Annotated in this window: 22 protein-coding genes; 6 read left to right on the forward strand and 16 right to left on the reverse strand. The window is 69.2% G+C overall.

What is annotated here, in order from left to right; translation table 11 throughout:
- Positions 1–26: 26 nt before the first annotated feature.
- The 6 genes from K254_RS0111615 to mtrA form a co-directional block, all read right to left on the reverse strand.
- Complete coding sequence (locus K254_RS0111615) at positions 27–1298, reverse strand: winged helix-turn-helix domain-containing protein (RefSeq protein WP_026555506.1); 1272 nt, start codon at positions 1296–1298, stop codon at positions 27–29.
- A 30-nt stretch (positions 1299–1328) separates the two neighbouring features.
- Entirely contained in the window at positions 1329–2048 is a 720-nt protein-coding gene (gene hpf, locus K254_RS0111620) for a ribosome hibernation-promoting factor, HPF/YfiA family (RefSeq protein ID WP_026555507.1), read from the reverse strand.
- Positions 2049–2192: 144 nt separating this feature from the next.
- Positions 2193–3059 carry a ComF family protein gene (locus K254_RS22985; protein WP_051389083.1) on the reverse strand — a complete coding sequence of 289 codons (867 nt, stop codon included), beginning with the start codon at positions 3057–3059 and terminating at the stop codon, positions 2193–2195.
- 171 nt (positions 3060–3230) lie between these two features.
- Positions 3231–5012, reverse strand: coding sequence for an LpqB family beta-propeller domain-containing protein (locus K254_RS0111630; RefSeq protein ID WP_051389084.1), 1782 nt, complete (start codon positions 5010–5012; stop codon positions 3231–3233).
- Positions 5009–6820, reverse strand: a complete 1812-nt coding sequence (gene mtrB / locus K254_RS22990; RefSeq protein WP_442853048.1) for an MtrAB system histidine kinase MtrB — start codon at positions 6818–6820, stop codon at positions 5009–5011. The genes K254_RS0111630 and mtrB overlap by 4 nt, the downstream gene beginning before the upstream one ends.
- Positions 6792–7466 (reverse strand): MtrAB system response regulator MtrA, encoded by a 675-nt coding sequence (gene mtrA / locus K254_RS0111640; protein WP_026555509.1) that lies wholly within the window; start codon positions 7464–7466, stop codon positions 6792–6794. The genes mtrB and mtrA overlap by 29 nt, the downstream gene beginning before the upstream one ends.
- A 192-nt stretch (positions 7467–7658) precedes the next feature.
- Here mtrA and K254_RS22995 point away from each other — a divergent pair, with 192 nt between their 5' ends.
- From K254_RS22995 to K254_RS0111665, 5 genes are read left to right on the forward strand one after another with little or no spacing between them, the layout of a single operon-like run.
- Positions 7659–9110, forward strand: coding sequence for a glycerophosphoryl diester phosphodiesterase membrane domain-containing protein (locus K254_RS22995; protein WP_155848519.1), 1452 nt, complete (start codon positions 7659–7661; stop codon positions 9108–9110).
- Positions 9110–9805 (forward strand): DUF4129 domain-containing protein, encoded by a 696-nt coding sequence (locus K254_RS0111650; protein ID WP_081710027.1) that lies wholly within the window; start codon positions 9110–9112, stop codon positions 9803–9805. Before K254_RS22995 ends, K254_RS0111650 begins: the two co-directional genes overlap by 1 nt.
- Positions 9802–11055 carry a DUF4350 domain-containing protein gene (locus K254_RS0111655; protein ID WP_026555511.1) on the forward strand — a complete coding sequence of 418 codons (1254 nt, stop codon included), beginning with the start codon at positions 9802–9804 and terminating at the stop codon, positions 11053–11055. The genes K254_RS0111650 and K254_RS0111655 overlap by 4 nt, the downstream gene beginning before the upstream one ends.
- Positions 11052–12065 (forward strand): AAA family ATPase, encoded by a 1014-nt coding sequence (locus K254_RS0111660; protein WP_081710028.1) that lies wholly within the window; start codon positions 11052–11054, stop codon positions 12063–12065. Before K254_RS0111655 ends, K254_RS0111660 begins: the two co-directional genes overlap by 4 nt.
- Positions 12066–12068: 3 nt before the next feature.
- Positions 12069–13361 carry a DUF58 domain-containing protein gene (locus K254_RS0111665; protein WP_026555513.1) on the forward strand — a complete coding sequence of 431 codons (1293 nt, stop codon included), beginning with the start codon at positions 12069–12071 and terminating at the stop codon, positions 13359–13361.
- A 75-nt stretch (positions 13362–13436) separates the two neighbouring features.
- Here the strand turns inward: K254_RS0111665 and K254_RS0111670 are convergent, their stop codons facing one another.
- Positions 13437–14480: a hypothetical protein gene (locus K254_RS0111670; RefSeq protein WP_026555514.1), complete on the reverse strand. Its 1044-nt coding sequence runs from the start codon at positions 14478–14480 to the stop codon at positions 13437–13439.
- Complete coding sequence (locus tag K254_RS23000; RefSeq protein WP_051389088.1) at positions 14480–14944, reverse strand: chorismate mutase; 465 nt, start codon at positions 14942–14944, stop codon at positions 14480–14482. The genes K254_RS0111670 and K254_RS23000 overlap by 1 nt, the downstream gene beginning before the upstream one ends.
- Before the next feature lie 108 nt (positions 14945–15052).
- Here K254_RS23000 and K254_RS0111680 point away from each other — a divergent pair, with 108 nt between their 5' ends.
- Complete coding sequence (locus K254_RS0111680; protein ID WP_026555515.1) at positions 15053–15709, forward strand: NADPH-dependent F420 reductase; 657 nt, start codon at positions 15053–15055, stop codon at positions 15707–15709.
- Between the two features lie 107 nt (positions 15710–15816).
- On the opposite strand, the gene K254_RS0111685 is transcribed toward K254_RS0111680, so the two are convergent.
- From K254_RS0111685 to K254_RS0111720, 8 genes are all read right to left on the reverse strand, one after another.
- Entirely contained in the window at positions 15817–17508 is a 1692-nt protein-coding gene (locus K254_RS0111685; RefSeq protein ID WP_026555516.1) for an ABC transporter ATP-binding protein, read from the reverse strand.
- Entirely contained in the window at positions 17505–18494 is a 990-nt protein-coding gene (locus K254_RS0111690; protein ID WP_026555517.1) for an ABC transporter permease, read from the reverse strand. The genes K254_RS0111685 and K254_RS0111690 overlap by 4 nt, the downstream gene beginning before the upstream one ends.
- 2 nt (positions 18495–18496) lie before the next feature.
- Positions 18497–19585, reverse strand: a complete 1089-nt coding sequence (locus K254_RS0111695; RefSeq protein WP_026555518.1) for an ABC transporter permease — start codon at positions 19583–19585, stop codon at positions 18497–18499.
- A gap of 149 nt (positions 19586–19734) precedes the next feature.
- Positions 19735–21372, reverse strand: coding sequence for an ABC transporter substrate-binding protein (locus K254_RS0111700; protein WP_026555519.1), 1638 nt, complete (start codon positions 21370–21372; stop codon positions 19735–19737).
- A 148-nt stretch (positions 21373–21520) separates the two neighbouring features.
- Entirely contained in the window at positions 21521–22234 is a 714-nt protein-coding gene (locus tag K254_RS23005) for a type 1 glutamine amidotransferase (protein ID WP_051389089.1), read from the reverse strand.
- Between the two features lie 90 nt (positions 22235–22324).
- Positions 22325–22930, reverse strand: a complete 606-nt coding sequence (locus tag K254_RS0111710) for a TIGR03086 family metal-binding protein (RefSeq protein ID WP_026555520.1) — start codon at positions 22928–22930, stop codon at positions 22325–22327.
- Between the two features lie 129 nt (positions 22931–23059).
- The gene (gene mnmA / locus K254_RS0111715; protein ID WP_026555521.1) at positions 23060–24199 is read right to left on the reverse strand and encodes a tRNA 2-thiouridine(34) synthase MnmA; all 1140 of its coding nucleotides are present in this window, start codon (positions 24197–24199) and stop codon (positions 23060–23062) included.
- 56 nt (positions 24200–24255) lie between these two features.
- Positions 24256–25479 carry a cysteine desulfurase family protein gene (locus tag K254_RS0111720; protein ID WP_026555522.1) on the reverse strand — a complete coding sequence of 408 codons (1224 nt, stop codon included), beginning with the start codon at positions 25477–25479 and terminating at the stop codon, positions 24256–24258.
- Positions 25480–25641: the final 162 nt, after the last annotated feature.

Raw genomic sequence — 25641 nt, forward strand, 5'->3', positions numbered from 1 at the left:
GGAACAGCCGCCGGATTTCCTTCCTATCAACGGCCCGCACCCATGGCGGCGGACTCACGCTGCAGGGCTGCCGCAAGGTCGCCCCGGTCATCGACGACGACGGCGTCGAGGTCCAGCCACAGCGCCATCTCGGCCAGTTCGGCGGCCAATTCCGCAGCGGTCGACGCCGGTGCGCCGGGCTCGGCGTAGGCGCCCCTGACCCGCAGCACCTTGGCGGCACGGTCCGCCTTGAGGTCCACGCGGGCCACCATGTCCTCGCCCAGCAGGAAGGGCAGCACATAGTAGCCAAAGCGGCGCTTGGGTTCCGGCGTGTAGATCTCGATCCGGTAGTGGAAGCCGAACAACCGCTCCAGGCGGCGGCGCTCGAACACCATGGAATCAAAGGGGCTCAGCAGCGCCCGTCCGGCGGCCTTGCGGGGCATGGCCGCCGCCTGGTGCAGATAGTGGGGGCCGTCCCAGCCGCGGACCTCCACGGGAAGCAGCACCTGCTGATCCACCAATTCGGCCACGGCGGTTGCGGCGGCGCGCACGGGCAGGCGGAAGTAGTCCGCCAGGCAGCGCACCGTCCCGATGCCGTGGGCCCGTGCCGAGGCCTCGATCAACCGGCGCATTGCGGCCCCCCGCCCGGCCTCACGAGCCGCCGCGCCGTCCGGGGCCTGCAGGCCTGCATCCAGCGGATCCTCGCCTGCCCGCAGCGCCGGCGGCAGCACCCGCCCGGTGAGGGTGTAGCGGCGCTCGAATTGCTCGCTTCTGGAGGCGGCCGACACCACACCCTGCTCGAAGAGGTCCTCCAGGACACGCTTGACGGCGTTCCAGTTCCAGCCCCATTGGTCCTTGGCGCCGGTTTCCTGGTGCCCGACGGCGTCGGTGAGCTGGCGGGCAGTCCGCGGCGGACCGCCGTCGAGCACGTCCAGAATGCTGGCGGCCAGCGACTCCTTCAGCGCCGGTTCCATGGCGGAGGCGCCGACCCAGGTGCGGTTCTGCCACAGCCGCAGGTCGGCAAAGTGCTCCGGCCGGATGAAGCTGGCCTCGTGTGCCCAGTACTCCATCATCTTCCGCGGGCTGCGCGCCGACAGACGCTCCAGAATGCTGCGGTCGTAGCCACCCAGCCGGGAGAAGAACGGCAGATAGTGGCTGCGCGCCAGCACGTTGACGGAATCGATCTGGACCAGCTGGAGACGGGCAAAGGTGCGGCCCACGGCCCGTGCATCGACGGGTCCCGTGGGCCGCACCTTGGACAATCCCTGTGCTGCCAGAGCGATCCGGCGGGCCTGTGGCAGGCTCAGCGCGGCGCCCATGCAATTGCTCCTAGTGGTTGGTTCCTATGGTTAGACGGTGGCCGGCTCGTCCGGGGAACGGTAGGCCAGCACCTGCTCCGGAACGGAGGCCTCATCCTTGCAGTCGGCGTCAAGGGTGATGACGCCGTAGGTCCATCCGCGCCGGCGGTAGACCACCGAGGGCTCCCCCGTCGATTCATCGATGAACAGGTAGAAATCGTGGCCGACGAGTTCCATGTTGTCCACGGCGTCGTCCAGGGACAGCGAGGCTGCGGGGAAGACCTTCCGGCGGATCAGCACCGGAGAGTCACCGGCCGGGATGTCGTTTTCGATCTCATAGGGAGACCGCGCCTCGGCGAGTGCGGATGCGCCGCCCTCAAGCTCCTGCTCGTAGATCGGAGCGGAGGTGCTGACCGGCGTGAGGGCGCCGGTGGCGGTACTCACTGCCTGTGGTGTGTGGCGTCCGTGGTGGACCTTGCGGCGGTCCTTGGCCCTGCGCAGCCTCTCCAGCAGCTTGCCGTAGGCGACGTCGAAGGCGGCAAACTTGTCCGGGGCCGTAGCCTCGGCCCTGATCACGGGACCCCGTCCCGAAACCGTCAGCTCAACGGTGAGCTGGGCGTCCGCGGCGCGAGAGTTGGGCTGTCGGGAGACCTTCGCATCGATCCGCTGGACCTTGTCTCCGAGCTGCTCGATCTTGGACATCTTCTCGCCTGCGTACTCGCGGAATCGGTCCGATACAGTCACGTTGCGACCGCTGATCATGAACTCCATGGTGCCCTCCAAATGACTCCGGTGACACGACTGCCGGCAACAGACTTCACGCTGGTGCCGCGCTGTCGACGGGTGGTTAACCTCTATGAGGTACCCGTTCACTCACGTTAGTTCAACCACCCCAGTTATTCATCTTTTGGCCATTTATTTTTTCCCCGAGTCTGCGCCGGACACCCCAAAGGGGTCTCCTCCGGGCCGCACCGCGGCGGCCAGGACGACGGCGCCGGCGACCACTGCACCCGCGGCGCGCAGGGCCCGGGCGGCCTCCGCCACCGTTGATCCGGTGGTCAGGACGTCGTCGACGACCCACACCAGCCTCCCGGCCACGTCGGCGTGTCGCCGCACACGCATGCTGTGGCGCACATTGCTCCGCCGGGCGGCCGCCCCCAGCCCCTTCTGGCTGCGCCGGTGCCACGGCGCCCTGGCCCGCAGCACGACGGCGGGAACCACCCTGGCGCCTGCGGGGAGGGCCCGGCGGCGGCGCAGCACCCGCAGCAGCTCGGCCACCGGGTCGAAGCCGCGGCGGTGGAACCCCGCCCCCGAGGTAGGCACGGGGACCAGCAGGATCCCGGCGTCGCCATGCCCACTGCGGCGTCCAGATCCTGCCGCGCTGCCGTCGACGGCGGCACCGACGGCGGCTTCGACGGCCCGCCCGAGGCCGGTGGCCAGCCGGCCGGCGATCTCGGTGCTGCCGTGGTTCTTGAACTCAAGAATGGTTCTGGCCAGGACGCCGCGGTAGTGGCCTCCTGCCACGGCCGGCAGCAGCACAGCGCCGTCGTGCTGCACCAGCGCGGGGGCGCCGTGCTCGGCGGCAAAGGGATGGGCCCATGCCGCCCTGAGGTCGCGGGCGCAGCCGGGGCACAGCGCGGTGCCGGGCAGCGAACAGCCCAGGCATTCGCACGGAAACACCAGTTCCACGGCCTCGGCCCCGGCGGCCTCCAGCCACAGCCAGGCGCGCAGCCACAGCGGGCGTGCGCCGGCCCGGTGGCCCGCGCGGGGCGTGTTCTCCATGCCCCAGTCTGGGCACGGCGCCCGGCATCCGCGGGCTGGGTGGTGCCCGCGGTGGACGATCCGGCGGCCTGCACCACCGGTGCAGGACCCGTCAGAGCCCGTCCAGGACCCGGCGGGCCCGTCCAGGACCCGGCGGCCCGTCAGAGACCCGGCGGGCCCGTCAGAGACCGATCAGCCGGAGAACGAGGCCTGGCCGACGTCCTTGGATTGCATGCCCCACGCATTGCCCACGCGGACAAACACCTCATGGGCCGTTTGGGCGTGGATCTCCAGCACCCCCGAGCCGGCACTGAGCCATTGGACACCGTCCAGCGGCGCCAGCAGCGTGGCACTGGATTTCAGGTCAAGGACCTCCAGAGCCGCGGGCCCGGAGGCCGCAGTGCGCCCGACCACCACCGAGGTCTCGCTGACCCAGGCGCCGAGGTTGGGATTCACGGTGCTGGGCAGCGTGATGGGCGTGGTGAGCTCCTTGGGGACCTCCCCGGTGCGCAGGATGCCGGAGATCTGCACGGTGCTGACGCCGTTCAGCTCCGAGACCACCAGGACCCGGCTGCCGTCGCGGGAAATCCGCAGCGCCGTGACAGTGCGGCCCAGCAGCCATTGCACCCGCAGCTGCACCGTGGGGACCCGGAGCCCATCGGGGCCCGCCGCGGGCTTGAAGGCCTGCACACGACCGCTGCCATCCCCGGACGCCGTCCACACCCAGCCCAGCGGAGAATACGACGGCGGGGTCAGATTCACACCGCCCGCTCCGGCGTATTCCGGCTGGCCGGGCGCAACGGCGTAGACCTGGCCGCGGTCCCCGGTGAGGAAGGCATAGGCATGCTGGTCGTAGGACACCGCCGGGAAGCTGGGCTGGTACTTGGCCAGCGAGCCCAGGCCCTCGATGGGCGACACCCGCCCGCCGTCATAGGCGACGAGCTCGTCCTTGGCCACAGCCACCTGCGTGGTGGACACCGGGTCGTTGATGACCAGGGCGGGAGCACCGCTGCCGCCCGGACCGAGGTCGATGTCGCGGGCATCGGCCCGCAGCGTGACGGAGGTGACGGTGTTCAGGTTCCGCTGCAGGGTCACCAGCAGCTGGGCCTGCATCTGCTGGCGGGCGGCCACCGAGGCGGCCAGCAACGGTTCCGCTGTGAGGTCCACCTGCGCCACGCCGTTGTTGACCGGCACCGAGTCTCGGGCCAGCCGGATGCCGTCGGGGAAGGCGCTCGCCACGGCGCCCTTGAGGTACGGCGCCGGCCCGTCCAGCATGGCCCGCACGATGGACGTTGCAGTGGTGGACGCCCGCCCGGCCAGCCAGCGGACATCGGGGACGCCAAAGGTGAAGCCGGGATCGTAGAAGTACAGGGTGTAGGGGCTGTAGATGGTGGCAAAGTTGGCCGCCTGCAGCATGACGCCGTCGGGCACGGAGGTGATGCGCCACTGGCCATCCACCTGGCCCAGGGTGAACCGGACGGTTTCCACGGCGCCCGCCGCCGCGGCGGCCAGGATTCCGGAGGCGTCCACCACCGAGGCCACGGCAAAGTCCACCGTGTACTCACCGGCGGCCGCGCTCTTGGCCACCTTGAAGTTGTCGTTGTAGACGAGCGTGCGCCTGTCCGCCTTCCAGGTGCCGGCCAGCGCAGGAGCCAGGAATTGCCGGGCCACCTGGAAGTCGTCGCCGACACCCGTACCGGCGGCGACGAACCCCTCGATTATGGCCTCGGGGCCCGCGCCGGGCACCGGGGGCTGCTGCTGGAAGTCGATGTTGACGGGGTTGTTGCGCACGGGCAGTGGATCGCTCTTGCCCACGGGTCCGCTGGTGGGGATGGTGGCGCAGCCGGCCGTGGCCAGCAGCACGACGGCGGCCACGGCCACCGCCCGCAGGGCCCGGGCCGCGCGCCACCAGGGGGTCCCGGCGGCTCCCGCCGCCGGGCTGTTCCTTGCCACTGCAGTCACTGTGGAACTCATGATCCGCTCCCCTTGCCGCCGTGGTCCACCAGGGGCGGCTCCGATCCCGGCGCCGGTTCCATGGTGCCCAGGGCTCCAACCACCCGGATGGAGCCCGTCGCCGTGGTGACGGGGGCCGTGTGCAGCGCCACGGCGCCGGCTGTTGCACTGCCGCCGTCGGGCGGAAGATGCATGGGCGAATGGGCCAGCACCATGCCACGGTGCCGCGGCAGGGTGAGCCGGAAGCAGGAGCCCTCGCCCTCGCGGCCCCAGGCCTCGAGCCAGCCGCCGTGCAGCCGGGTGTCCTCCATGGCAATGGAGAGCCCCAGCCCGCTGCCGCCGGTGGTGCGGGCGCGCGCCGGATCGGCACGCCAGAACCTGTCAAACACGCGGCCAATGGCGGCCTCGGACATGCCGATGCCGTAGTCGCGCACGGCGATGGCCACGGCGTGGCGGTCGGCGGAGACAAACACCTTCACGGGCCGCCCCTCGCCGTGCTCGAGGGCGTTCAGCACCAGATTCCGCAGGATCCGATCGATCCGGCGCGGGTCGACGTCGGCGATGCAGCCGCCCGGAAGGCCGGAGACGACGCTCAGTTCCGAACCCGTGGCGTCCGCCACCGGGGACGCGCCCTCGATGACGTTGTGGATGATGGAGAACATCTCCGCCGATTCCAGATCCAGCACGGCCGCGCCGGCGTCAAAGCGGGAGATCTCCAACAAATCCGCCAGCAGCGATTGGAAACGCTCCACCTGGTGGTACAGCAGTTCGGCCGAGCGCTTGTTGATGGGGTCGAAGGAATCGCGCGCGTCGAAGAGCACCTCGGCTGCCATCCGGACGGTGGTCAGGGGCGTGCGCAGTTCGTGCGACACATCCGAAACAAAGCGCTGCTGCATTTGGGACAACGTGCCCAGGGCGGTGATCTGGTCCTGCAGCGAGGTGGCCATCCGGTTGAAGGAGACGGCCAGGCGGGCCATCTCGTCCTCGCCCCGCACGGCCATCCGCTCCTGGAGCTCGCCGTCGGCCAGCTGTTCGGAGACCTCCGCCGCCTGGCGCACTGGCGCGACGACGGTCCGCGTCACGTACCAAACGATGCCGCCGATGAGCACCAGCAGCATGGCCCCCACCAGCCACATGACGGACTGGATGTAGTTCAGCGTGTTCTGGGCCGACTGCAGATCGTAGATCAGATACAGCTCATAGTTGGTGCCCAGCAGGGAGACCTGGCTGCCCATGACGATGGCCGGATGGACGGCGGAGGGTCCGCTGGGCAGCCCGATGGACTGCCAGAGCTGGCCGGTGGCGTTGTTCTGGACCGCCTTGCGCAGCGCATCGGGAATGATGGCGCTGGTGATGCCGCCGGAATCCGAGGAGGTCACGGCCAGCGAGTTCGTCTGGCCCGGGATCTTCACCATTACGTACTTGCGGTTGTCGTCGGAGCCGCCAACCTCCAGCAGCTTCAGCGTGTCCCGGACATAGGTCGAAACGCTCGGGAGGTCGGAGAGCTGGGCGTTGTTGAAGCTCTCCTGCACCTGGGTGGCGCCGCGGGCGGACTCCTGCTTGGACTGCTGCAGCCGCTCCTGGAACAGGCCGTTGGCGATCTGGTTGGACAGGAACGCGCCGACGCCGACGACGGCGATGAAGGAAATCACCAGGGTCACCAGGACCGTGCGGAACTGCAGCGAGGTGCGCCACCGCCGCCGCAGGGCCGCAAGGACACGCAGCGACAGGGTGCGTACACGGCCCAGCAGCCAGCGGGCCGCGGCCACCGCAGTGGCGGCCAGGCTGGCCGGCGTGGGGCTATGACCCTGCTTTGTAGCCGACACCACGAACCGTCAACACCACTTCCGGCGCCTCGGGGTCGCGCTCAATCTTGGAGCGCAGCCGCTGGACATGGACATTGACCAGGCGGGTGTCCGCGGCATGGCGGTAGCCCCACACCTGCTCCAGCAGCAGTTCACGGGTGAACACCTGCCACGGCTTGCGGGCCAGGGCCACCAGCAGATCGAATTCGAGCGGCGTGAGGGAAATGCGCTCCCCTGCCCGGCGCACGGCGTGGCCCGCCACGTCAATGGTGACGTCGGCGATGCTGAGCGTCTCCGGTGCCTTGGTGTCGCCCGGACGCAGCCGGGCGCGGACGCGCGCCACCAGCTCGGCCGGCTTGAACGGCTTGGCCACATAATCGTCGGCACCGGACTCAAGCCCGCGGACGACGTCGGACGTGTCGGACTTGGCGGTCAGCATGACAATGGGCGTGTCCGATTCGGCGCGGATCTGGCGGCAGACCTCGATGCCGTCCAATCCGGGCAGCATCAGATCCAGCAGCACCAGATCCGGCTTGCTCTGCCGGAAGATTTCCAGGGCCTGCGCCCCATCGGGGCAGAATACCGGGTCAAAACCGTCATTGCGCAGGACAATGCCAATCATCTCCGCCAAAGCTTCGTCGTCATCCACGACCAGAATGCGTGCCTTCATAGTTATATATTCGCCTATCCCCACGGCAATGTCCGTATCCGATGCACCAACACCCCCGCGCCATGCCCGGGGCCGCTTCATGGTGGCGCCCGGAAGAACCGGCTAGGGTGATTTTGTAGATCTACCATAGCCGCTGGCACCGCGGTGGCAGACGCTGGACGCGGCTGCCGGGACTTTCGTTGGGGAGAAGAAATGACACAGCAACCCGGACCGCCTCTCGAAGAGCCGGCCGAGGGCCGCAGCGCTTCCGGGGCCCCACCCGTGCCCGGGGGCGCCGTGCCGCAGGCCCCCGGAACTCCCCCAGCCTCCGCACCGCAGCCCGCCCCGCAGTGGGGGCAGTACGCCCCGCAGTGGGGGCAGTACGCCCCGCCGCAGCAGTGGGGCCAGCCCACGCAGCCACCGGTCCAGCCGCCGGTCCTGCCGCCGGTCCTGCCGCCCTACGGCCAGTACGTTCCGCCGGCCGCCCCGCCCGCCCAGCAGCAGTGGGGGCAGCAGCCTGCGTGGGGCCAGGCCCCGCAATGGGGCCAGTACGGCCCCCCTTCCACTGGCTACCCGGTGCCCGGGCAGGCCAATGGCGCCAACGGCCCCGGCCACTACGTGGCACCGCCCAAACCGGGCGTCATCCCGCTGCGGCCCCTGGGGCTCGGCGAAGTGCTCGACGGCGCCTTCCAGGCTGCGCGGCGCAACGGCAAGGCGATGTTCGGCTCGGCGCTGCTGGTCCAGGCCGCCTCGGCCCTGCTCTCGGCCATCCTGCTCACCGTGTTCCTTTCGGGTGGGGCGCTGGCCTCGCTAATGGCCGGAACCACGTCCAGGGATGCCCTCGGTTCCATGGTGGTCGGCCTCGGCGGCGGTCTGCTGGTCACAGTGTTGTTGGGGTCCATGGCCCAGATGGTGCTCCAGGGTGCCCTGGTGGTTCCCGTCCTGCGGGCGATCCTGAACCGGCACACCGGCTTCAAATCCATGTGGTCCATGGCTCGGCACCGCATTGGCACCCTGGTCCTGGTGGGGCTGCTCACCACCGGCGCCGTGTTGGTGGCCACCGCCGTCGTCGCCGCTGTGGCAGTGCTGATGGTGTCGGCTGTGGGCCCCGGCGGGGCCGTGCTGGCGGTGCTCGTGGCATTGGCCGTGCTTGCCCTGTTTGTCTGGCTCGGCACCAAGATCATGCTGGCGCCGGCAGCCGTCATCGTGGAGAACCTCGGTGTGTTCCCCGCACTGGCCCGCTCCTGGCGGCTGACCACCGGCCATTGGTGGCGCACCTTCGGCACCTATTTTGTAGCGGCCCTGATTGCCGGCATCATTGCCGGCGTGATCTCCACTCCGGTCGGGTTCATCACCGGCATTGTTTCCGCGATGATCACACCCAATCCCACCGAAGCCGACGCCGTCATGCAGCTGGTGGTCTCCCAGGGCATCTCGATGATCGTCTCCACCCTGATCGGTGCCGTCACCCTCGCCTTCCAGTCCGGCGTGCTGGCCCTGATCTACGTTGACCTGCGGATGCGCAAGGAGGGCTTCGATGTGGTGCTGATGCGCGAGATGGAGACCACGGGCCCGGACACCCCCGGCATCCCGGGCGCCTCGGGGCAGCCTGTGTCCCCCGGCGCTGCGGGGGGCCCCTTCCCCGGCCCGGCCCCGACGCTCTGATGCCGTTGCCCGCCGTGGCGGCCCTGGCGACAGTGGCTTTCGACGTCCCCGTCCTGCCAGATGCCGATGAGGCCCGGGCGGAGATGGCCCGGGAATTGGCGCAGCAGATCTACCAGGAGGCCAAACCAGGTCTTGGCGAACTGGTCCTGCAGGCCATCAGGGATTTCATCACTGATCTGTTGAATTCGTTTACATCGCTGGATGCCAACCTTGGGCTCATCCTGATTGCCTCTCTGGCCGCGGTCGTCATCGTCGCCGCCGTCCTGGTCATTCGGCCCCGGCTGAACCGCCGCACGGCGGCGAAGGAGGACGTCTTCGCTGCGGCCACGGTGATGGATGCCCGCGGGCACCGCGCATTGGCCGAGGCCGCCGCGGCGCGCGGGGACATCTCCACCGCCATTGCCGAGCAGTTCAGGGCCATCGTCCGGGCGGCCGAAGAGCGGACGGTTGTCGACCCGCAGCCGGGGCGGACGGCGCACGAGGCCGCCGCGCAGATCGGGGTCTCCTTCCCTGCCCTGGCCGGCGAGCTGGACTCGGCATCGGAGCTTTTCAACATGGTCCGCTATGGCTCCGTCCCCGTGGCCGGAAGCGATTGGCAGTGGCTGGCCGGGCTGGACGGGCGGCTGCAGGGCACCACGGCGGCCAGCCACCCGGGTGCCACTGGCCAGGATTCCACGCTGGCGGTGCCGCGGTGAGCGCCCCCCTTGCGACGACGCCGGAAACGCCCGCCCCGGACCCCGGGCCCGTCTACTTCAACGCCCCCGAGCCCGCGGGCGTCCAGCTGCGCCGGTGGCTGCGGGCCCACCGCTTCTGGCTGCTGGTGGGCGGCGCCGTCGCCGTCGTTCTTGTTGTCCTTTTTGTCCTCTCCCTCGCCGGTTCCCGGAGCCAGGGCACGCTGGCCGTGGACAACCCAGCCCCGGCCGGCGGCATGGCCGTGGCCAAGGTGCTGGGGCACCATGGTGTGGACGTCCGTGCCACGGACTCGCTCGAGGCCACCCTTGAGGCTCTGGAGTCCGCCGGGGCGGAGAACACCACCGTGCTGCTGCACGACCCCTCGACCCTGCTTTCCCCCGGGCAGCTGGCCCGGCTGGCTGCCGCCGGCACCAAGGTGGTGGCGCTGGCCCCGGGACCGTTGTCACTGAAGGCCTTGGCACCGGACATCACCCCGGCCGGGCTGGCGGGGTTCGGGCAGTCCACGGTGGACGCCCAGTGCACCCAGATCGATGCGGCCACCGCCGAAAGCATCACCAGCAGCGGCGGATCCTCCTTTGAGGCGCTGCTCTACCGCGGTCCCATCGCCTGCTTTACGGATCCGGCCACCGGCGCCGGCGCGCAGCAGGCGGGCCTGTACGCGACAACGGCGGACGGCTCGGTGGTGGTGCTGGGCAACCCGGCGATGCTGAGCAACGAGCAGGCCGCGACGGCGGGGAATGCCGCGCTGGTGCTGCGCACCCTTGGCTCCCGTGAGGTGCTCCTGTGGTACACGCCGTCGCTGAAGGACCTGCCCATCCCCGATGCCCCGCCCACGCTGGCCTCGCTGACCCCCGGCTGGGTGCTGCCCGCCGGGATCTGGCTGATGCTGGTGGCGGCCCTGGCCATGTTCTGGCGTGGACGCCGGGATGGGCCGCTCGTTCCCGAGCCGCTTCCGGTGCTGGTGAAGTCCGCCGAAACCGTGGCCGGCCGGGCCCGGCTCTACCAGCGTGCCGGTGCCGTCGAGCGGGCCGCGGACAATCTGCGCTCCGGTGCCCTGCTCCGGATCGCCGCCCAGCTGCGGCTGGACGCCCGCAGCTCCGGTGCCGAGGTGGCCGCCGCCGTCGCCGCCCACAGCCCACTGCCACCCGCCCGGGTGCACGAGATCCTCACCTTCAGACCCAGCACCGAAAAGGCCCTGCTCAGCTGGGTCCGCGACCTCGAAGCCCTAGAGAAAGAAGCCACCGGACGATGAACGGACACTACCCCCAGGCCACCGACGCACCGGCAACGGCACCGGTGCCTGCCCCGGCCGCCGATCCGGCCCGCGCCGCCCTGCTGGCCGTGCGCGCCGAGGTGGCCAAGGCCGTTGTCGGCCAGGATGCCACCGTGACGGGGATGCTCATCGCCCTGCTGGCGCGGGGCCACGTGCTGCTGGAAGGGGTGCCCGGCGTGGCCAAGACGCTGCTGGTGCGCGCTCTGTCCACCTCCCTGTCCCTGGACACCAAGCGGGTCCAGTTCACCCCGGACCTGATGCCCGGCGACGTCACGGGTTCGCTCATCTACGACGCCCACAGCTCCGAATTCCGCTTCCGCGAGGGCCCGGTCTTCACCAACATCCTGCTGGCCGATGAGATCAACAGGACCCCGCCGAAGACCCAGGCCTCGCTGCTGGAGGCCATGGAGGAGCACCAGGTGTCCGTCGACGGCGTTTCGCGCCGCCTGCCGGCACCGTTCATGGTGGCCGCCACGCAGAACCCGGTGGAATACGAGGGCACCTACCCGCTGCCGGAGGCCCAGCTGGACCGCTTCCTGCTGAAGCTGACCATGCCGCTGCCCGGGCGTGAGGATGAGATCGAGGTGGTCCGCCGCCACAGCCTGGGCTTCGACCCGAAGGATCTGGCCGCGGCCGGCGTCCGGCCCGTCGCCGGAGCCGCGGAGCTGGCCCTGGCGCGCACCGCCGTCGGACAGCTGGCCGTCTCGCCCGAGGTGATGGCCTACATCGTCGATCTGGTCCGCGCCACCCGGGCGGCGCCGTCGTTCCAGCTGGGTGTCTCTCCGCGCGGGGCCACGGCCCTGCTGAACACGGCCCGCGCCTGGGCCTGGCTGTCCGGACGCAGCTTTGTCACTCCCGACGATGTGAAGGCGCTGGTCCTGCCGGCCCTGCGGCACCGCGTTGGCCTGCGGCCGGAGGCGCAGATGGATGGTGTGCAGGTGGATGACGTGCTGTCCTCCATCATGGCCACCGTGCCAGTCCCCCGCTGAGCCATGGCTGTCACAGGACGGCTGGTGCTGCTCGCCCTGGCGGGGCTGGTGCCGATTCTTGCGTTCCCGTCGCCGGGCACCGTACTGCTGTGGGTGGCCCTGCTGGTGGCCTCCTGCACCCTGGATCTGGTTCTGGCCGCCTCCCCGCGCGCCGTGGCACTGCAGCGCATCGTGCCCGAGGGCGTGCGCCTGGGCCAGGACACCGACGCCGAACTGCTGCTCACCAACACCTCCAACCGGACGCTGCGGGCCCTGGTCCGCGACGGCTGGCAGCCCTCGGCCGGGGCCCGGAATCCGCGCCAGCGGACCACCATTGGCGCCCATGAGCGGCGGCGGCTGATCGTGGCCCTGCGCCCCATCCGGCGCGGCGAGGTGGCCAGCCCGCATGCCACCATCCGCTCCTTTGGGCCGCTGGGGCTCGCCGCGCGCCAGGCCACCCTCCCGCTCCCGGGGGTGCTGCGGGTGCTGCCGCCCTTCAATTCCAAGCGGCATCTGCCCGGCAAGCTGCGGCTGCTGCGCGAACTGGACGGCAAGGCGGCCGTGCAGATCCGCGGTGCCGGCACGGAGTTCGATTCGCTGCGCGACTATGTGCAGGGGGACGACGTCCGCTCCATCGACTGGCGGGCGACGGCGCGGCGCCGCGATGTGGTGGTGCGGACCTGGCGGCCGGAGCGCGACAGGCGCGTGGTCATTGTGCTGGACACCTCGCGGACCTCGGCGGCGCGCATCGAGGACGAGCCGCGGCTGGACACCGGCATCGAGGCCGCTCTGCTGCTGGCGGCGCTGGCGGACCGCGGCGGGGACCGGGTGGACTTCGCCGCCTTCGACAGGCGGGTGCGGGCCCGGGTCAGCTCCGCGGCGAAGGGCAATCTGCTCTCCTCGCTGGTGCGCTCGATGGCGCCCCTGCAGCCGCAATTGATTGAACTGGACTACGCGGCTGTCCCCGGCGTGGTCCGTTCGCTGTCCTCGCACCGCGCCCTGGTGGTGCTGCTGACCTCCCTGGATGCCGGATCCGCGGAGGAGGGACTGATCCCCCTGGTGTCGGCGCTGGTGGGCAGCCACGTCGTCGTCGTCGCCTCGGTGCGGGACCCGGCCTTGGAGGAGATGCGTGCCGGCGTTTCAACGGTGGTGGAAACCTACCGCGCGGCCGCAGCGGAGCACGCCCTGCTGGAACGCGGTGCCGTGGCCTCGGCGCTGCGGCAGCTCGGTGCCGAAGTGGTCGACGCCGATCCGCACCAATTGCCGCCGCAGCTGGCCGACGCCTACATCCGGCTCAAGGCCGCCGGCCGCCTCTAGCGTCCCAACTGAGTGACACTTATCGCACACTTTCGGGCCCGGAACGTGTCACAACTGTCACTCAGTTGGGACGGGTCAGGAGGCCATGACGTCGTTGAGGGCGCGGGCGGTGTCGGTCAGCTTGGTGAGGACGGCGCGGGCCCCGTCGGGCGAATGGGTGGCGAGGCTGCCGCCCGGGACCAGGCGCAGGGCCGCCAGCTGCTTCGGCTCCAGGCCGAGCCCATGCCAGGGCCGCATGACTGACTCCACCAGGCGCGAGACCTGGGGCAGGGTGGCCGCCGGGTTGTCCACCGACAGCAGGCCGGCCCACAGGCTCTTCCCACCCTCGATGGCCTCGGCGAGCTGTTCCCAATCCGAGGTGCCGAGCTGGGCCAGGGGAAGCGCGACGCCGTCGGCCGCCGCCCGCAGCGCCAGCGCCACGGGTTTGCCGGCCCCGGGCAGGTTGAAGACGACGTCGGCGGCACCGGCGCTGCGTGCTGCCCGCACGATGGTCTCCCAGCCGGCAACGGCCTCGGTGCCGTCGATGGCGCGCAGGGTGCGGTAGCCGCTGGAGGTGGGGATGGCGCCGGCCAGCACGCGGGCAATTTCCGGCTCATCGATCTGCACGGTGATGGCGGCTCCGGGCACGGCGGCAGCCACCCGTTCAAGGTGCGCCCCCAGTCCGGCGGCCAGCGACTCGCCGATGTCCCGGCGGGCCCCGTAATCCAGCAGGACCCGCTCGCCGTAGTGCAGGTGCAGCGAGGCGGCCATGGTCCACGGCCCGCAGATCTGGACCTTTATCGCCGGGGCGGGGCGTTCCTCGGCACCTGCCACATCGGCCAGCACGTTGATATCGGAAGACAAGGCGGAAACGGCCCGGCGGTGGTCCGCGCCGGGCCTGTCCACCAGACGCCAGCCAAAGGGCTGCACATCCACCGGAAGCTCAACCAGCAGGGCGGCGGTGCGGCCGACGTCGTCGGAGCCTACACCGCGCTCCGGCAGCTGCACCAGATACGGCAGGTGCGGATCGCCCAGCTCGCCGCGGGTGATCCGGGCCGCCTCGACGGCGTCCGTCCCGGGCCACTGCCCCAGGGCCGTGGCCGTGACCTCGGTGGGGCGGGTGTTCTCGGCGGCGCCCACTAGGACGGCAGGCCGCCGTCGGGCGCGGTGCCGTTCCCAGCGGCTTTGCCATTGTTCGCGGCCTGGCCATTGTTCGCGGCCCTGCCGTTGAGTGCGGCGCTGTGGCTCTCCGAGATCGCCTGGTGGTGGCGGATGACCTCGCTGATGATGAAATTCAGGAACTTCTCCGCGAAGGCGGGGTCCAGGTGGGCCGACTCGGCCAGGGCACGGAGCCGGCCGATCTGGGCGGCCTCGCGGCCCGGGTCCCCGGCCGGCAGCTGGTGCTTGGCCTTCAGCACGCCCACGCGCTGGGTGGCCTTGAAGCGCTCGGCCAGCAGGTACACCAGCGTGGCGTCGATGTTGTCGATGCTGGAGCGCACGGACAGCAACTCGGCCATGACAGCGGGATCAACCTGGCCGGCGAGCGAGCTGGCGGCGGGGTCGAAATCGTTCTCGGGCAGGTGGCTGGCGGTCGGTTCAGTCATGCTCCCAGTTTAGGCTGTCCGCCGCGGCCGCCAGCAACCGGTTCCACCCATTGACACAGCATTCCCCCTCACGTGTAGTGGAGGGACCGCCAAGCAAGGGAGCACGCGATGAAGATTGCAGTATTGGGCACCGGAACGGTGGGGCAGACCCTCGGGTCGGCCTTCGCCGCGGCGGGCCACGAGGTGGCCATGGGGTCCCGGGACGCCGGCAACGAATCCGCTGCGGCATGGGCCGCCGCCACCGGAGGGACCGCGCGGGCGGATTCCTTTGCCGGGGCCGCGGCCGGGGCGGAGCTGGTGGTCAATGCCACGGCGGGCATGCACTCGCTGCTGGCCCTGGAGGCTGCCGGCCGGGAGAATCTGGCGGCGAAGGTGCTGCTGGATGTGGCCAACGCCCTGGACTTTTCCGCCGGGTTCCCGCCGTCGTTGGCGGTGGTGAACACCGACAGCCTGGCCGAATCCATCCAGCGCACCTTCCCCGAAGCCCTGGTGGTGAAGTCGCTGAACACCGTCGCCGCCCCGGTGATGGTGGCCCCGGCGTCGGTGGCCGGCGGGGACCACGACGTCTTCCTGGCCGGGAACGACGACGGCGCCAAGGCCGTGGTGCGCACCCTGCTGTCCCAGCTGGGCTGGGCCGAAGGGCACATCCGCGATCTGGGTGCGCTGGAGGCCGCCCGCGCCATGGAGATGTACCTGCCGCTGTGGCTGCGCCTGATGGGCTCCACCAAGACGGCCATGTTCAACATCAAGATCACCACCGAGTAGGCACCCCTTTTGACCAACCCTTTTAACCAACCACGGACACTCAGTTGGGGACGGTCCCAAGCGGAAACATTGTCCCCAACTGCGTGTTCGCGGAAGGTGCGGGTGGGTCAGCCGAAGAGCAGCGCCCGGTTGGCCTCGCGGCGCAGGGCCTGCTCCCGGGGATCGGGCACGGGCAGCGAGGCGATCAGCCGCTTGGTGTAGTCGTGCTGCGGACTGCCCATCACCACCGAGCTGATCCCCTCCTCCACCAGCTTGCCCTTGAAGAGCACGCCCACCCAGTGGCTGAGCATGTCGACGACGGCGAGATCGTGGCTGATGAAAAGGGCGGCAAAGCCAAACTCCGCCTGGATCTCCTTGAACAGCTCCAGCACCTTGGCCTGCACCGACACGTCCAGGGCCGAGGTGGGTTCGTCAGCGATGAGCAGCTTCGGATTCAGCGCCAGGCCGCGGGCCAGCGAGGCGCGCTGGCGCTGTCCGCCGGAGAGCTCATGCGGATATCTGTCCGCATAGGAACGCGGCAGCTGCACCGCCTCCAGCAGCTCCTCCACGCGCTTGGTGACCTCGGCCGCCGTGCGGTCCTCATGGATCAGGATGGGCTCGGCCACGCACTCGCCGATGGTCAGCTGGGGATTGAACGAGGCCGCCGGGTCCTGGAAGACGAAACCGATGTCCTTGCGCAGCGGCCGGAAGGAGCGCTCCTTGAAGTTGAGCATCTCGTAGCCCAGCACCTTCAGCGAGCCACCGGTGGTCTTGTTCAACCCGGCGATGGCGCGGCCGATGGTGGTCTTGCCGGAGCCTGACTCCCCCACCAGGCCAAACACCTCGCCGGCGGAAATGGTGAAGGAGACGTCGTCGACGGCGCGGAAGGCGGGGGTGCCCAGCCGGCCGGGGTACTCGATCACCAGATGCTCCGCACGGACCAGCACGTCGGTGTCCTGGTGCGCCCGTTCCGTGAACCCCTCGGAGGCTGAATTGCGGCCCAGGTGCGGCACAGCGGCCAGCAGCTTGCGCGTGTAGGCCTCCTGCGGCGAGTCGAAGAGCACCTCGGAGGTTGCCTCCTCCACCACGTCGCCCTGGTACATGACCACCACGCGGTCAGCCAGGTCCGCCACCACGCCCATATTGTGCGTGATCAGCACAATGGAGGTGCCGTAGACGTCGCGGAGCTCGCGCAGGAGCTCGAGGATTTCCGCCTGGACAGTCACGTCCAGGGCGGTGGTGGGCTCGTCGGCCACGATCAGCCCGGGGTTCAGCGCCAGTGCGGCGGCAATCACCACGCGCTGCTTCTGCCCGCCGGAGAACTGGTGCGGGTAGTAGTCCACCCGCTTCTCCGGTTCCGGAATGCCCACCTTGCCCAACGCCTCGATGGCGCGGGTGCGGGCTTCCTTCTTGGACACATTTCCGTGGGCGCGCAGCCCCTCGGCGATCTGCCAGCCCACGGTGAACACGGGGTTCAGCGCCGTCGACGGTTCCTGGAACACCATGGCGACCTCAAGCCCGCGGATCTGGCGCAGGTGGGCGGGCGTCACCGAGATGACGTTGTTGCCGCTGATCAGCACCGCTCCGGAGCTGATGGCCGTCTCCGGCAGCAGCCCCAGGATGGTCTTGGCTGTCACCGTTTTGCCGGAGCCGGATTCGCCCACAATGGCGAGGATCTCTCCGGGGGCGACGGCGAAGGAGACGTCGTCGACGGCCTTGACGTCCCCGGTGTCGGTGGCAAAGGTGACCTTCAGATGCTCAATGCTGAGCACCGGCCGCTCTCCCGTGGGATCGGCGGGGGCTGCTGCATGGCGGCTCATGATGCCACTTCCTTTGTCAGTGCTGCGTCTGCGGGCAGCGGGGCCGGGGCCGTCGGTGCGGTGCGCGGAGCCTTCCCGGCGCGGCGGCGGCCGCGCAGCCGGGGGTCGTTGAGGTCGTTCATGCTCTCGCCCAGCAGGGTCAGCCCCAGCACGGTGAGAACGATGGCGGCGCCCGGGAAGACACCCGTCCACCAGATGCCCGCCGTCGCATCGGTCTGGGCGTGGTTGAGGTCGTAGCCCCATTCGGCGGCCGAGGACGGCTCGATGCCGAAGCCCAGGAAGCCCAGGGCCGCCAGGGTCAGGATGGCCTCGGAGGCGTTCAGCGTGAAGATCAGCGGCAGCGTCCGGGTGGCGTTCTTGTAGATGTGCCGGGCCATGATGCGCACCGAGGAGGCACCCACCACCATGGCGGACTCCACAAACGGTTCCGCCTTCAACCTGATGGTCTCGGCGCGGATCACCCGGAAGTACTGCGGAATGAACACCACGGTGATGGAGATGGCAGCGGAGAAGATGCCGCCCCACATGCTCGACTGGCCCCGGCTGATGGCAATGGACATGACGATCGCCAGCAGCAGGGTGGGGAAGGCGTAGATCGCGTCGGCCACCACCACCAGGATCCTGTCCAGCCAGCCGCCGAGGTAGCCGGACACCAGGCCCAGCGCCACGCCGATGAAGATGGACAGCAGCACGGCGACGACGATGACGTAGACGGCCGTCTGGGCGCCCCAGATGGTGCGGGAGAAGACGTCGTAGCCGCCCGCCGTCGTGCCCCAGATGTGGGCGCCCGACGGCGGTTCCTGGCTGACCGGGAAGCGCTGGCTGTATCCGTAGGGGGCGATCAGCGGAGCGAACAGCGCGGTGATCAGGAAGAGCGCGGTGATGACGATGCCGGCGACCAGCATGCCGCGCTGCAGCCCGACGCTCTTGTTCAGGTGGGAGATGACAGGCAGCCGGCGGATCAGCGGTTGGTCCTTGCGCGCCATGGCTAGTACCTCACCCTCGGGTCGATGAGCGCGGCAACGACGTCCACGATGAAGTTGGTCAGCGCCACGATCACGGCCAGCAGGGCGACGATGCCCTGGACCGCCACAAAGTCGCGGGCCGTGAGGTAGTGGGCCAGTTGGAAGCCCAGCCCCTTCCACTCAAAGGTCGTTTCGGTCAGGACGGCGCCGCCGAGCAGCAGCGCGATCTGCAGGCCCATCACGGTGATGATCGGAATCAGGGCCGGCTTGTAGGCGTGCTTGGTGACCAGACGGTACTCGGAGACGCCGCGCGAGCGGCCCGCCTCCACATAGTCCTTGTTCAGCGTGCCGATGACGTTGGTGCGGACCAGCCGCAGGAACACGCCGCCGGTGAGCAGTCCCAGTGCGATGGCCGGGAGCACGGCGTGCTGGGCGACGTCACCCAGCGCGGCCATGTTGCCGCTGCGCAGGGCATCCAGCCAGTAGATGCCAGTCGGCGAGGCCAGCTGGTTCAGGGCTATCTCGTTGGCGGTCTTGGCCCGCCCGGCCACGGGGAGCCAGCCCAGCCCGACGGAAAAGACCAGCTTCAGCAGGAGACCGGCAAAGAACACCGGTGTCGCGTAGAAGAGGATGGCCACCACGCGCAGCACGGCGTCGGGCCACTTGTCGCGCTTGTAGGCGGCGAGCATGCCCAGCGGGATGCCGACCACCAGGGCCACGACGAGGGCGTTGATGGCCAGCTCCAGGGTGGCGGCGCCGTAGGTGGCCAGCATGTCGGTGACCAGCAGATTGTCGGAGATGGTGCGGCCAAAGTTGCCGGTGGCGATCTGGCCCAGGTATTCGAAGTACTGGACCAGCACGGGGCGGTCGTATCCGGCCTCGTGGATGCGCTGGGCCAATTGGTCCGGCGGAAGCCTGTCACCCAGGGCCGCCGTGATGGGATCGCCGGTGATCCGCATCAGGAAAAACACCAGGGTGACCAGGATGAAGATGGTGGGAAAGATCAGCAGGAATCTGATCAGAAGGTACTTGCCCAGCCCCCCACCGGACTTGCTCTTCTTAAGGGGAAGGAGTTCGCCGTCTTCCGGCGGCGCCTCAATAAGCGTTGTCATTGCTGCTCTGTTCTTCGTTGAACGGGATGTGGTGCGCAGAAGTTCGTTGCGGTGCCGGCTCGGTCCGCGGACCGGTGGCACGGGGTGCGGGCGGAGGCGGGGGTCCTGTTGGACGCCCCGCCTCCTCCCTCAGCCAATGTGTGGTGTTCCTATTTGGACAGCACGCCCAGACGGAACTTGAAGGACGCATCGAGCGTGTCCTTCACGCCCTTGACGTCGGCGCCGGACACGGCCACCTGGGCACCCTGGAGCAGCGGCAGCGTGGAGAGGTCCTTGGCGACGGCGGCCTGGATGTCCTCGATGAGCTTGGTGCGCGCCGCGGGATCCGTGGTGGTCACCTGGTCTTCGATCATCTTCTGCACCGCAGGGTTGTCGTAGTGGTTCTTCAGGAAGTTGTTCGCGGAGAAGAACGGCGTCAGGTAGTTGTCGGCGTCGGAGTAGTCCGGGAACCAGCCGAGCTGGTACATCGGGTAGGCATCCGTGGTGCGGTCCTTGGCGTATGTGACCCACTCCGTGGACTGCAGGTTGACGGTGAACAGCCCCGTCTTTTCCAACTGGTCCTTCACCGCTGCGTACTCATCGCCCGAGGACTTGCCGTAGTGGTCCGGGTTGTACTGCAGGTTCAGCACCACGGGGGTGGCAACGCCGGCCGCGGCCAGGGCGGCCTTGGCCTTCTCCACGCTGGGCTTGCCGGTGCCGTCGCCGTACATGGTCTTCAGCGGTTCGGTGGCGCCGGTGAAGCCCTGCGGAACGAAGGAGTAGGCCGGCAGGTAGGTGCCCTTGTAGACCTGCTCCGCGATCGCGGCACGGTCCACGGAATCGGCCATCGCCTGGCGCACGGCCAGCGACTTGGCCGGATCGGCCTCGGGGGTCTTGGCACCGAAGGGCATGGTGTCGAAGTTGAAGACGATGTAGCGCAGCTCGCCGCCGGGGCCGATGTCGACCTTGACCTTGCTGTCGCCCTTGAGGCTGTCGATGTCGGTCGCCGTCAGGGAGCGGGAAGCGACGTCGATGTCGCCCTTCTGCACGTCCAGCTTGAGGTTGTTGGAATCGGCGTAGTACTTCACCGTCACGTTGGCGGTGGCCGGCTTGCCGAGCAGACCCTTGTACTCCGGGTTCTCCTTGAAGGAGATGAGCTCGTTCTTCTTATAGGACTCGATGGTGTACTGGCCGCCGAAGGACTTGCCGGCGATGATCGCGTCGTCGTCGAGCACCTTGTCGGCCGGGAAGACCGAGTCGTCCACAATCGGCCCGGCGGGGCTGGTGAGCACCTGCGGGAAGGTCTGGTCGTTGCCGGCCTTCAGCGTGAACACCACGGTGGTGGCGTCCGGGGCCGCAACGCTGGCCAGGTTGCCCAGCAGCGTGGCCGGTCCATTGGCGTCGTTGATCTTGATCTGGCGGTCGAAGCTGAACTTGACGTCCTTGGAGTCCAGATCCGTGCCGTTGGCCCACTTGAGGCCGGGCTTGAGCTTGACGGTGTACTCCGTGGGCGAGGTGAACGACGCCGACTCGGCGATGTCCGGCATCGGATCTGCGCTGCCTGGCTTGGAATTAAGCACGAAGGGGTAGATCTGGTTCATCACCATGAAGGAACCATTGTCATAGGAACCGGCCGGATCAAGGAAGGTGACCTTGTCCGTGGTGCCAAAGGTGATCGGAGCGCCGCTGGCGCCTCCCGACGTCGTGCCTGTGCCCCCACCACTGGGGCCTGTGCACGCTGTCAAGGCAATCGCGGAGACTCCCGCGAAGGCAACCATGTAGCGCAGGCCCATCTTGTTCTTAGCCATCTGCAAACTTTCTGTCGGCGAATGACATGTGCCCGGCACGGGGCGCATGGATCGCGCGCCCTGTGACCTGAAACACATGCGTGATGCCTCTGTTTCTATCAGAGACCCCGGCCGTTTTGGCCGATCACCCAAAGTTGAGACCAGATGTTTATATTGCGTTGGCCGCCGCGGCCCGAGCGAATGGGGCAAAGATCGCCATTGCAGCCGCCGATCGTTCGGCTTCCGTGGCCTTGAACTGCTCCATCAACGAGTCCGCATCGAGCCCGGGCGGCAGCTCCTCGGCCATCCCGCCCTCCTGCAGCCATGCATCGAGCAGGGCGGCATCCAGCTCCAGGTGGAACTGCAGCCCCATGGCACTTCCCACGGTGAACGCCTGGTTGGGGCAGCCCGGCGTGCTGGCCAGCAGGGTGGCGCCCTGGGGCAGTCCGGCGTTGTCGCTGTGCCAATGGACGACGTCGGCGTCCAGCCCCGCCAGCACCCCGCCTGGGGCGGCGTCAATGGGCCCCAGCCCCACTTCGTGGGTGGCATTGGCTTCAAGCGGGGCGCCGAGCGCATGCGCGATGATCTGATGCCCCAGGCAGATGCCCAGCACCGGGATGGATTGTTCGACGGCGGCGCGCACCAGGGCGGCCTCATGGGCAAGTCCCGGATGGCCCGCGATGTCCGCGGCGTTCATCGGCCCGCCCATCAGCACCAGGCCCGCGATGTCCGAGACGTCCGGAAGGTGGGGATTGTGCTGGTGGACGATGCTGCGTTCATCAAGGCCCACCCCCGCTTCGGCCAGCGCGGCGGCGATCAGGCCGGGGCCCTCCCACGGCACATGGGTCAGGACCAGGACGTTCTTGCGGGCATCAGTGCTCATGGGTCATAGCCTAATGTTTGGACCCCAACTGGGTGACAGTTATCGCACGTTCCGAGCCTCGGAACGTGCGATAACTGTCACCCAGTTGGGCTAGTGTGCGGAGGCCGGGGTCCAGTGCGGGTCGCGGCCGAACCATCCGACGAGCCGGTCGTAGACGGGGGCGTCCTCGGGCACCGGGACCTCGATGCCAAAGGTCTTGTCGCGGCCGCGGAACTCGGGCCGGAGCATGCGCTGGCTCCAGAGCAGCGAGTGCTCCGCCAGGGCGGGATCCAGCTGGACGCGCTGGCCTGTGGCCTGCGCCAGGTCCCAGGCGTGGACGGTGAACTCGGCAATCTGCTGGCTCGCACGGCTGCGCAGCGGAGCCTCGCCGCCGCCGGGCAGGGCGATCAGGCGGTTCAAATCAGCCGAGGCCCAGGTGCGCTTGAGCACCGCTGCGCTGTCCCGGAACCGGTGGGACCAGTCGGCCCCGACCACCGTGGCCGAGCCCTGCCAGTCCACCTTCTCCCCGCGGGCTGCCACGGTGAAATTGTGCAGGTCCTGGACCACCAGATGGTGCAGAAGCGTCTGCACATCCCAGCCATGGCACGGGGTGGGCAGATGGGCCTGGTTGGCGCCAATGGAGGCGATGACATCGGCACACTGCTCCAATGCGCGGTCAAGCAGGATCAGTGGATTAGGACCCGTTTGGGGGCTCATGCGGCACGTCCTTCTCTGGCTCTCTACAGCGATGACGGCAGTCTACGCCAGAGCGGAGACCCCCATGGCCGTGTGACACACAGCCTCCGTAGCAACCTCGAAACCACTGACAACGGGCACCGTGGAGTGCTACAGTTCCGGCCGCGCCAGCGAACGTGCCGAGTCGATGGTGGCCTGGCCCAGCACTCGGCTGCTCTGGTAGAGCACCACCGTCTGGCCCGGGGCGACGCCGCGCAGCGGTTCCACCAGGGTGACCGTCAGACGGGCCCGGGACACGCCGTCGTCGCCGGCAACCTGCTCCACAAAGGCACGGGCGGGCACGGGATCGCCGTGCGCGCGGACCTGGGCGTAGCAGTCGAATTCGGCACCCGTGGCGATCTCCTCGATCGGCAGTCCGGCCCAGGACACCTTGATGCCGCGGAGCTCATCGATGGCCAGCAGGGCGTGCGGCCCCACCACCACCTTGTTTTCCTTCGGGCGGATCTCCAGCACGAAGCGCGGCTTGCCGTCGGCGGCCGGGGTGCCCAGCTTCAGGCCGCGGCGCTGGCCCACGGTGAACTGGTTGGCGCCGCTGTGCTCGCCCACCGTGGCACCAGTCTCGTCCACGATGTCACCGGTGGTCATCTCGATCTTCTCGGCCAGCCAGCCGGCCGTGTCGCCGTCGGAGATGAAGCAGATGTCGTGGCTGTCCGGCTTCTTGGCCACGGACAGGCCGCGGCGCTCGGCCTCGGCGCGGACCTCGGCCTTGGAGGGGGTGTCGGCCAGCGGGAACATGGAGTGCTTGAGCTGCTCGTGGGTCAGCACACCCAGCACATAGCTCTGGTCCTTGGCCCAGTCGGCGGCGCGGTGCAACTCGGGGTTGCCCTCGGCGTCGGTGGTGACCTTGGCGTAGTGGCCGGTGCAGACGGCGTCGAAGCCCAGGGCCAGCGCCTTCTCCAGCAGCGCGGCGAACTTGATGCGTTCGTTGCAGCGCATGCAGGGGTTGGGGGTGCGGCCGGCGGCGTATTCGTCGATGAAGTCCTGGACCACATCCTCCTTGAACCGCTCGGAGAAGTCCCAGACGTAGTACGGAATGCCGAGCTTTTCACAGGCCCGCCACGCATCGTTGGAGTCCTCGATGGTGCAGCAGCCGCGGCTGCCGGTGCGCAGGGTCCCCGGCATCCGGGACAGCGCGAGGTGGACGCCGACGACGTCGTGCCCGGCCTCCACGGCCCGCGCTGCGGCAACGGCGGAGTCCACTCCCCCGCTCATGGCGGCCAAAACTCGCATTACTTGCCTTTCGATAACTGTGGTTCGACCAGCGGCCGGCTCGACCAGCGGCTTGGTCAGCCCCGGGTGCTTGCTGTCTGGATGGTGGATACGTGGGCTGCCATGCCTGCCTGTTTGGCCATGGCGTGGGCAGCCGGCAGCGCGGCCACAAACTTCTCAACGTCGCCGGGCGTGGAAGTATGCCCGAGCGTGAAGCGCTGCGCTCCGCGGGCGGTGTCCTCGTCCAGCCCCATGGCCAACAGCACATGGGAGGGGCGGGGCACACCGGCGGTGCAGGCGGAGCCTGTGGAGGATTCGATGCCTGCCATGTCCAGCAGGAACAGCAGGGAATCCCCCTCGCAGCCCGGGAAGGTGAAGTGCGCGTTGCCGGGCAGCCGATGTGCCGGGTTTTGTCCGGGGTCCACGCCGCGGAGCACCGCCTCGGGGACGGCCTGGTGGACGCCGGCAATCAAAGTGTCGCGCAGGGTTGAGATCCTCAGCGATTCCTCGGCCAGGTGGGCAGCGGCATCCTGGGCGGCCGCGGCGAAGGCGGCGATGGAGGGCATGTCCAAGGTGCCGGAGCGGACATTGCGCTCCTGGCCGCCGCCGTGCAGCACGGGCACCAGCTTCACGTCGCGGCCCAGGAACAGGGCGCCAATCCCCACGGGGCCGCCGATCTTGTGCGCGCTGACGCTCATGGCGGACAGTCCGGAGGCCTTGAAATCCACCGGCACCGAGCCGAAGGCCTGCACGGCATCGGAGTGGACGGGGATGCCGTGCGGCTGGGCCAGGGCGACGACGCCGGCAATGGGCGCGATGGTGCCGACCTCGTTGTTGGCCCACATCACCGTGATGAGCGCAACGGTGTCCGCGCCACCGTCGTCGAGCTCTGCGGCCAGCGCGTCCAACCGGATCCGCCCCTCGGCATCAACCGGCAGCCAGACAACCTCGGCGCCCTCATGCTTGGCGAGCCACTCAACGGTGTCCTGGACGGCGGCGTGTTCGGTGCTGCCGGCCAGGATGCGGATGCGGCGGGGATCGGCGTCGCGGCGCTGCCAGAACAGGCCCTTGACGGCCAGATTGTCCGCCTCGGTGCCGCCGGAGGTGAAGATGACCTCGGAGGAATGGGCGCCGGCTGCAGCGGCAATCACCTCACGGGACTGCTCCACCGTGGCCCGGGCACGACGGCCGGAGCCGTGCAGTGACGAGGGGTTTGCACTGCGGCTGAGTTCTTGGGTGAGTGCGGCGAGGGCCGGGGCCGAAAGCGGCGTGGTCGCCGCGTGGTCTAGGTACACGGGCACCCCTCAATTCTACGGCACCGTTTCCCAGGGCCCCGACGGCGGCTGCGGGCCCCGAACCCGGCGCGGCGGGCGCGTCCCCTGCCGGCGACGCAGTTTCCCTCTGAAGACGCGGTCGTGGACGCGTCCCTGGAGGGGTGGTGCGTCGCAGGTGCCCATGGCGTC

The organism is Arthrobacter sp. 35W, assembly GCF_000482545.1.
Taxonomy (GTDB): Bacteria; Actinomycetota; Actinomycetes; order Actinomycetales; family Micrococcaceae; genus Specibacter.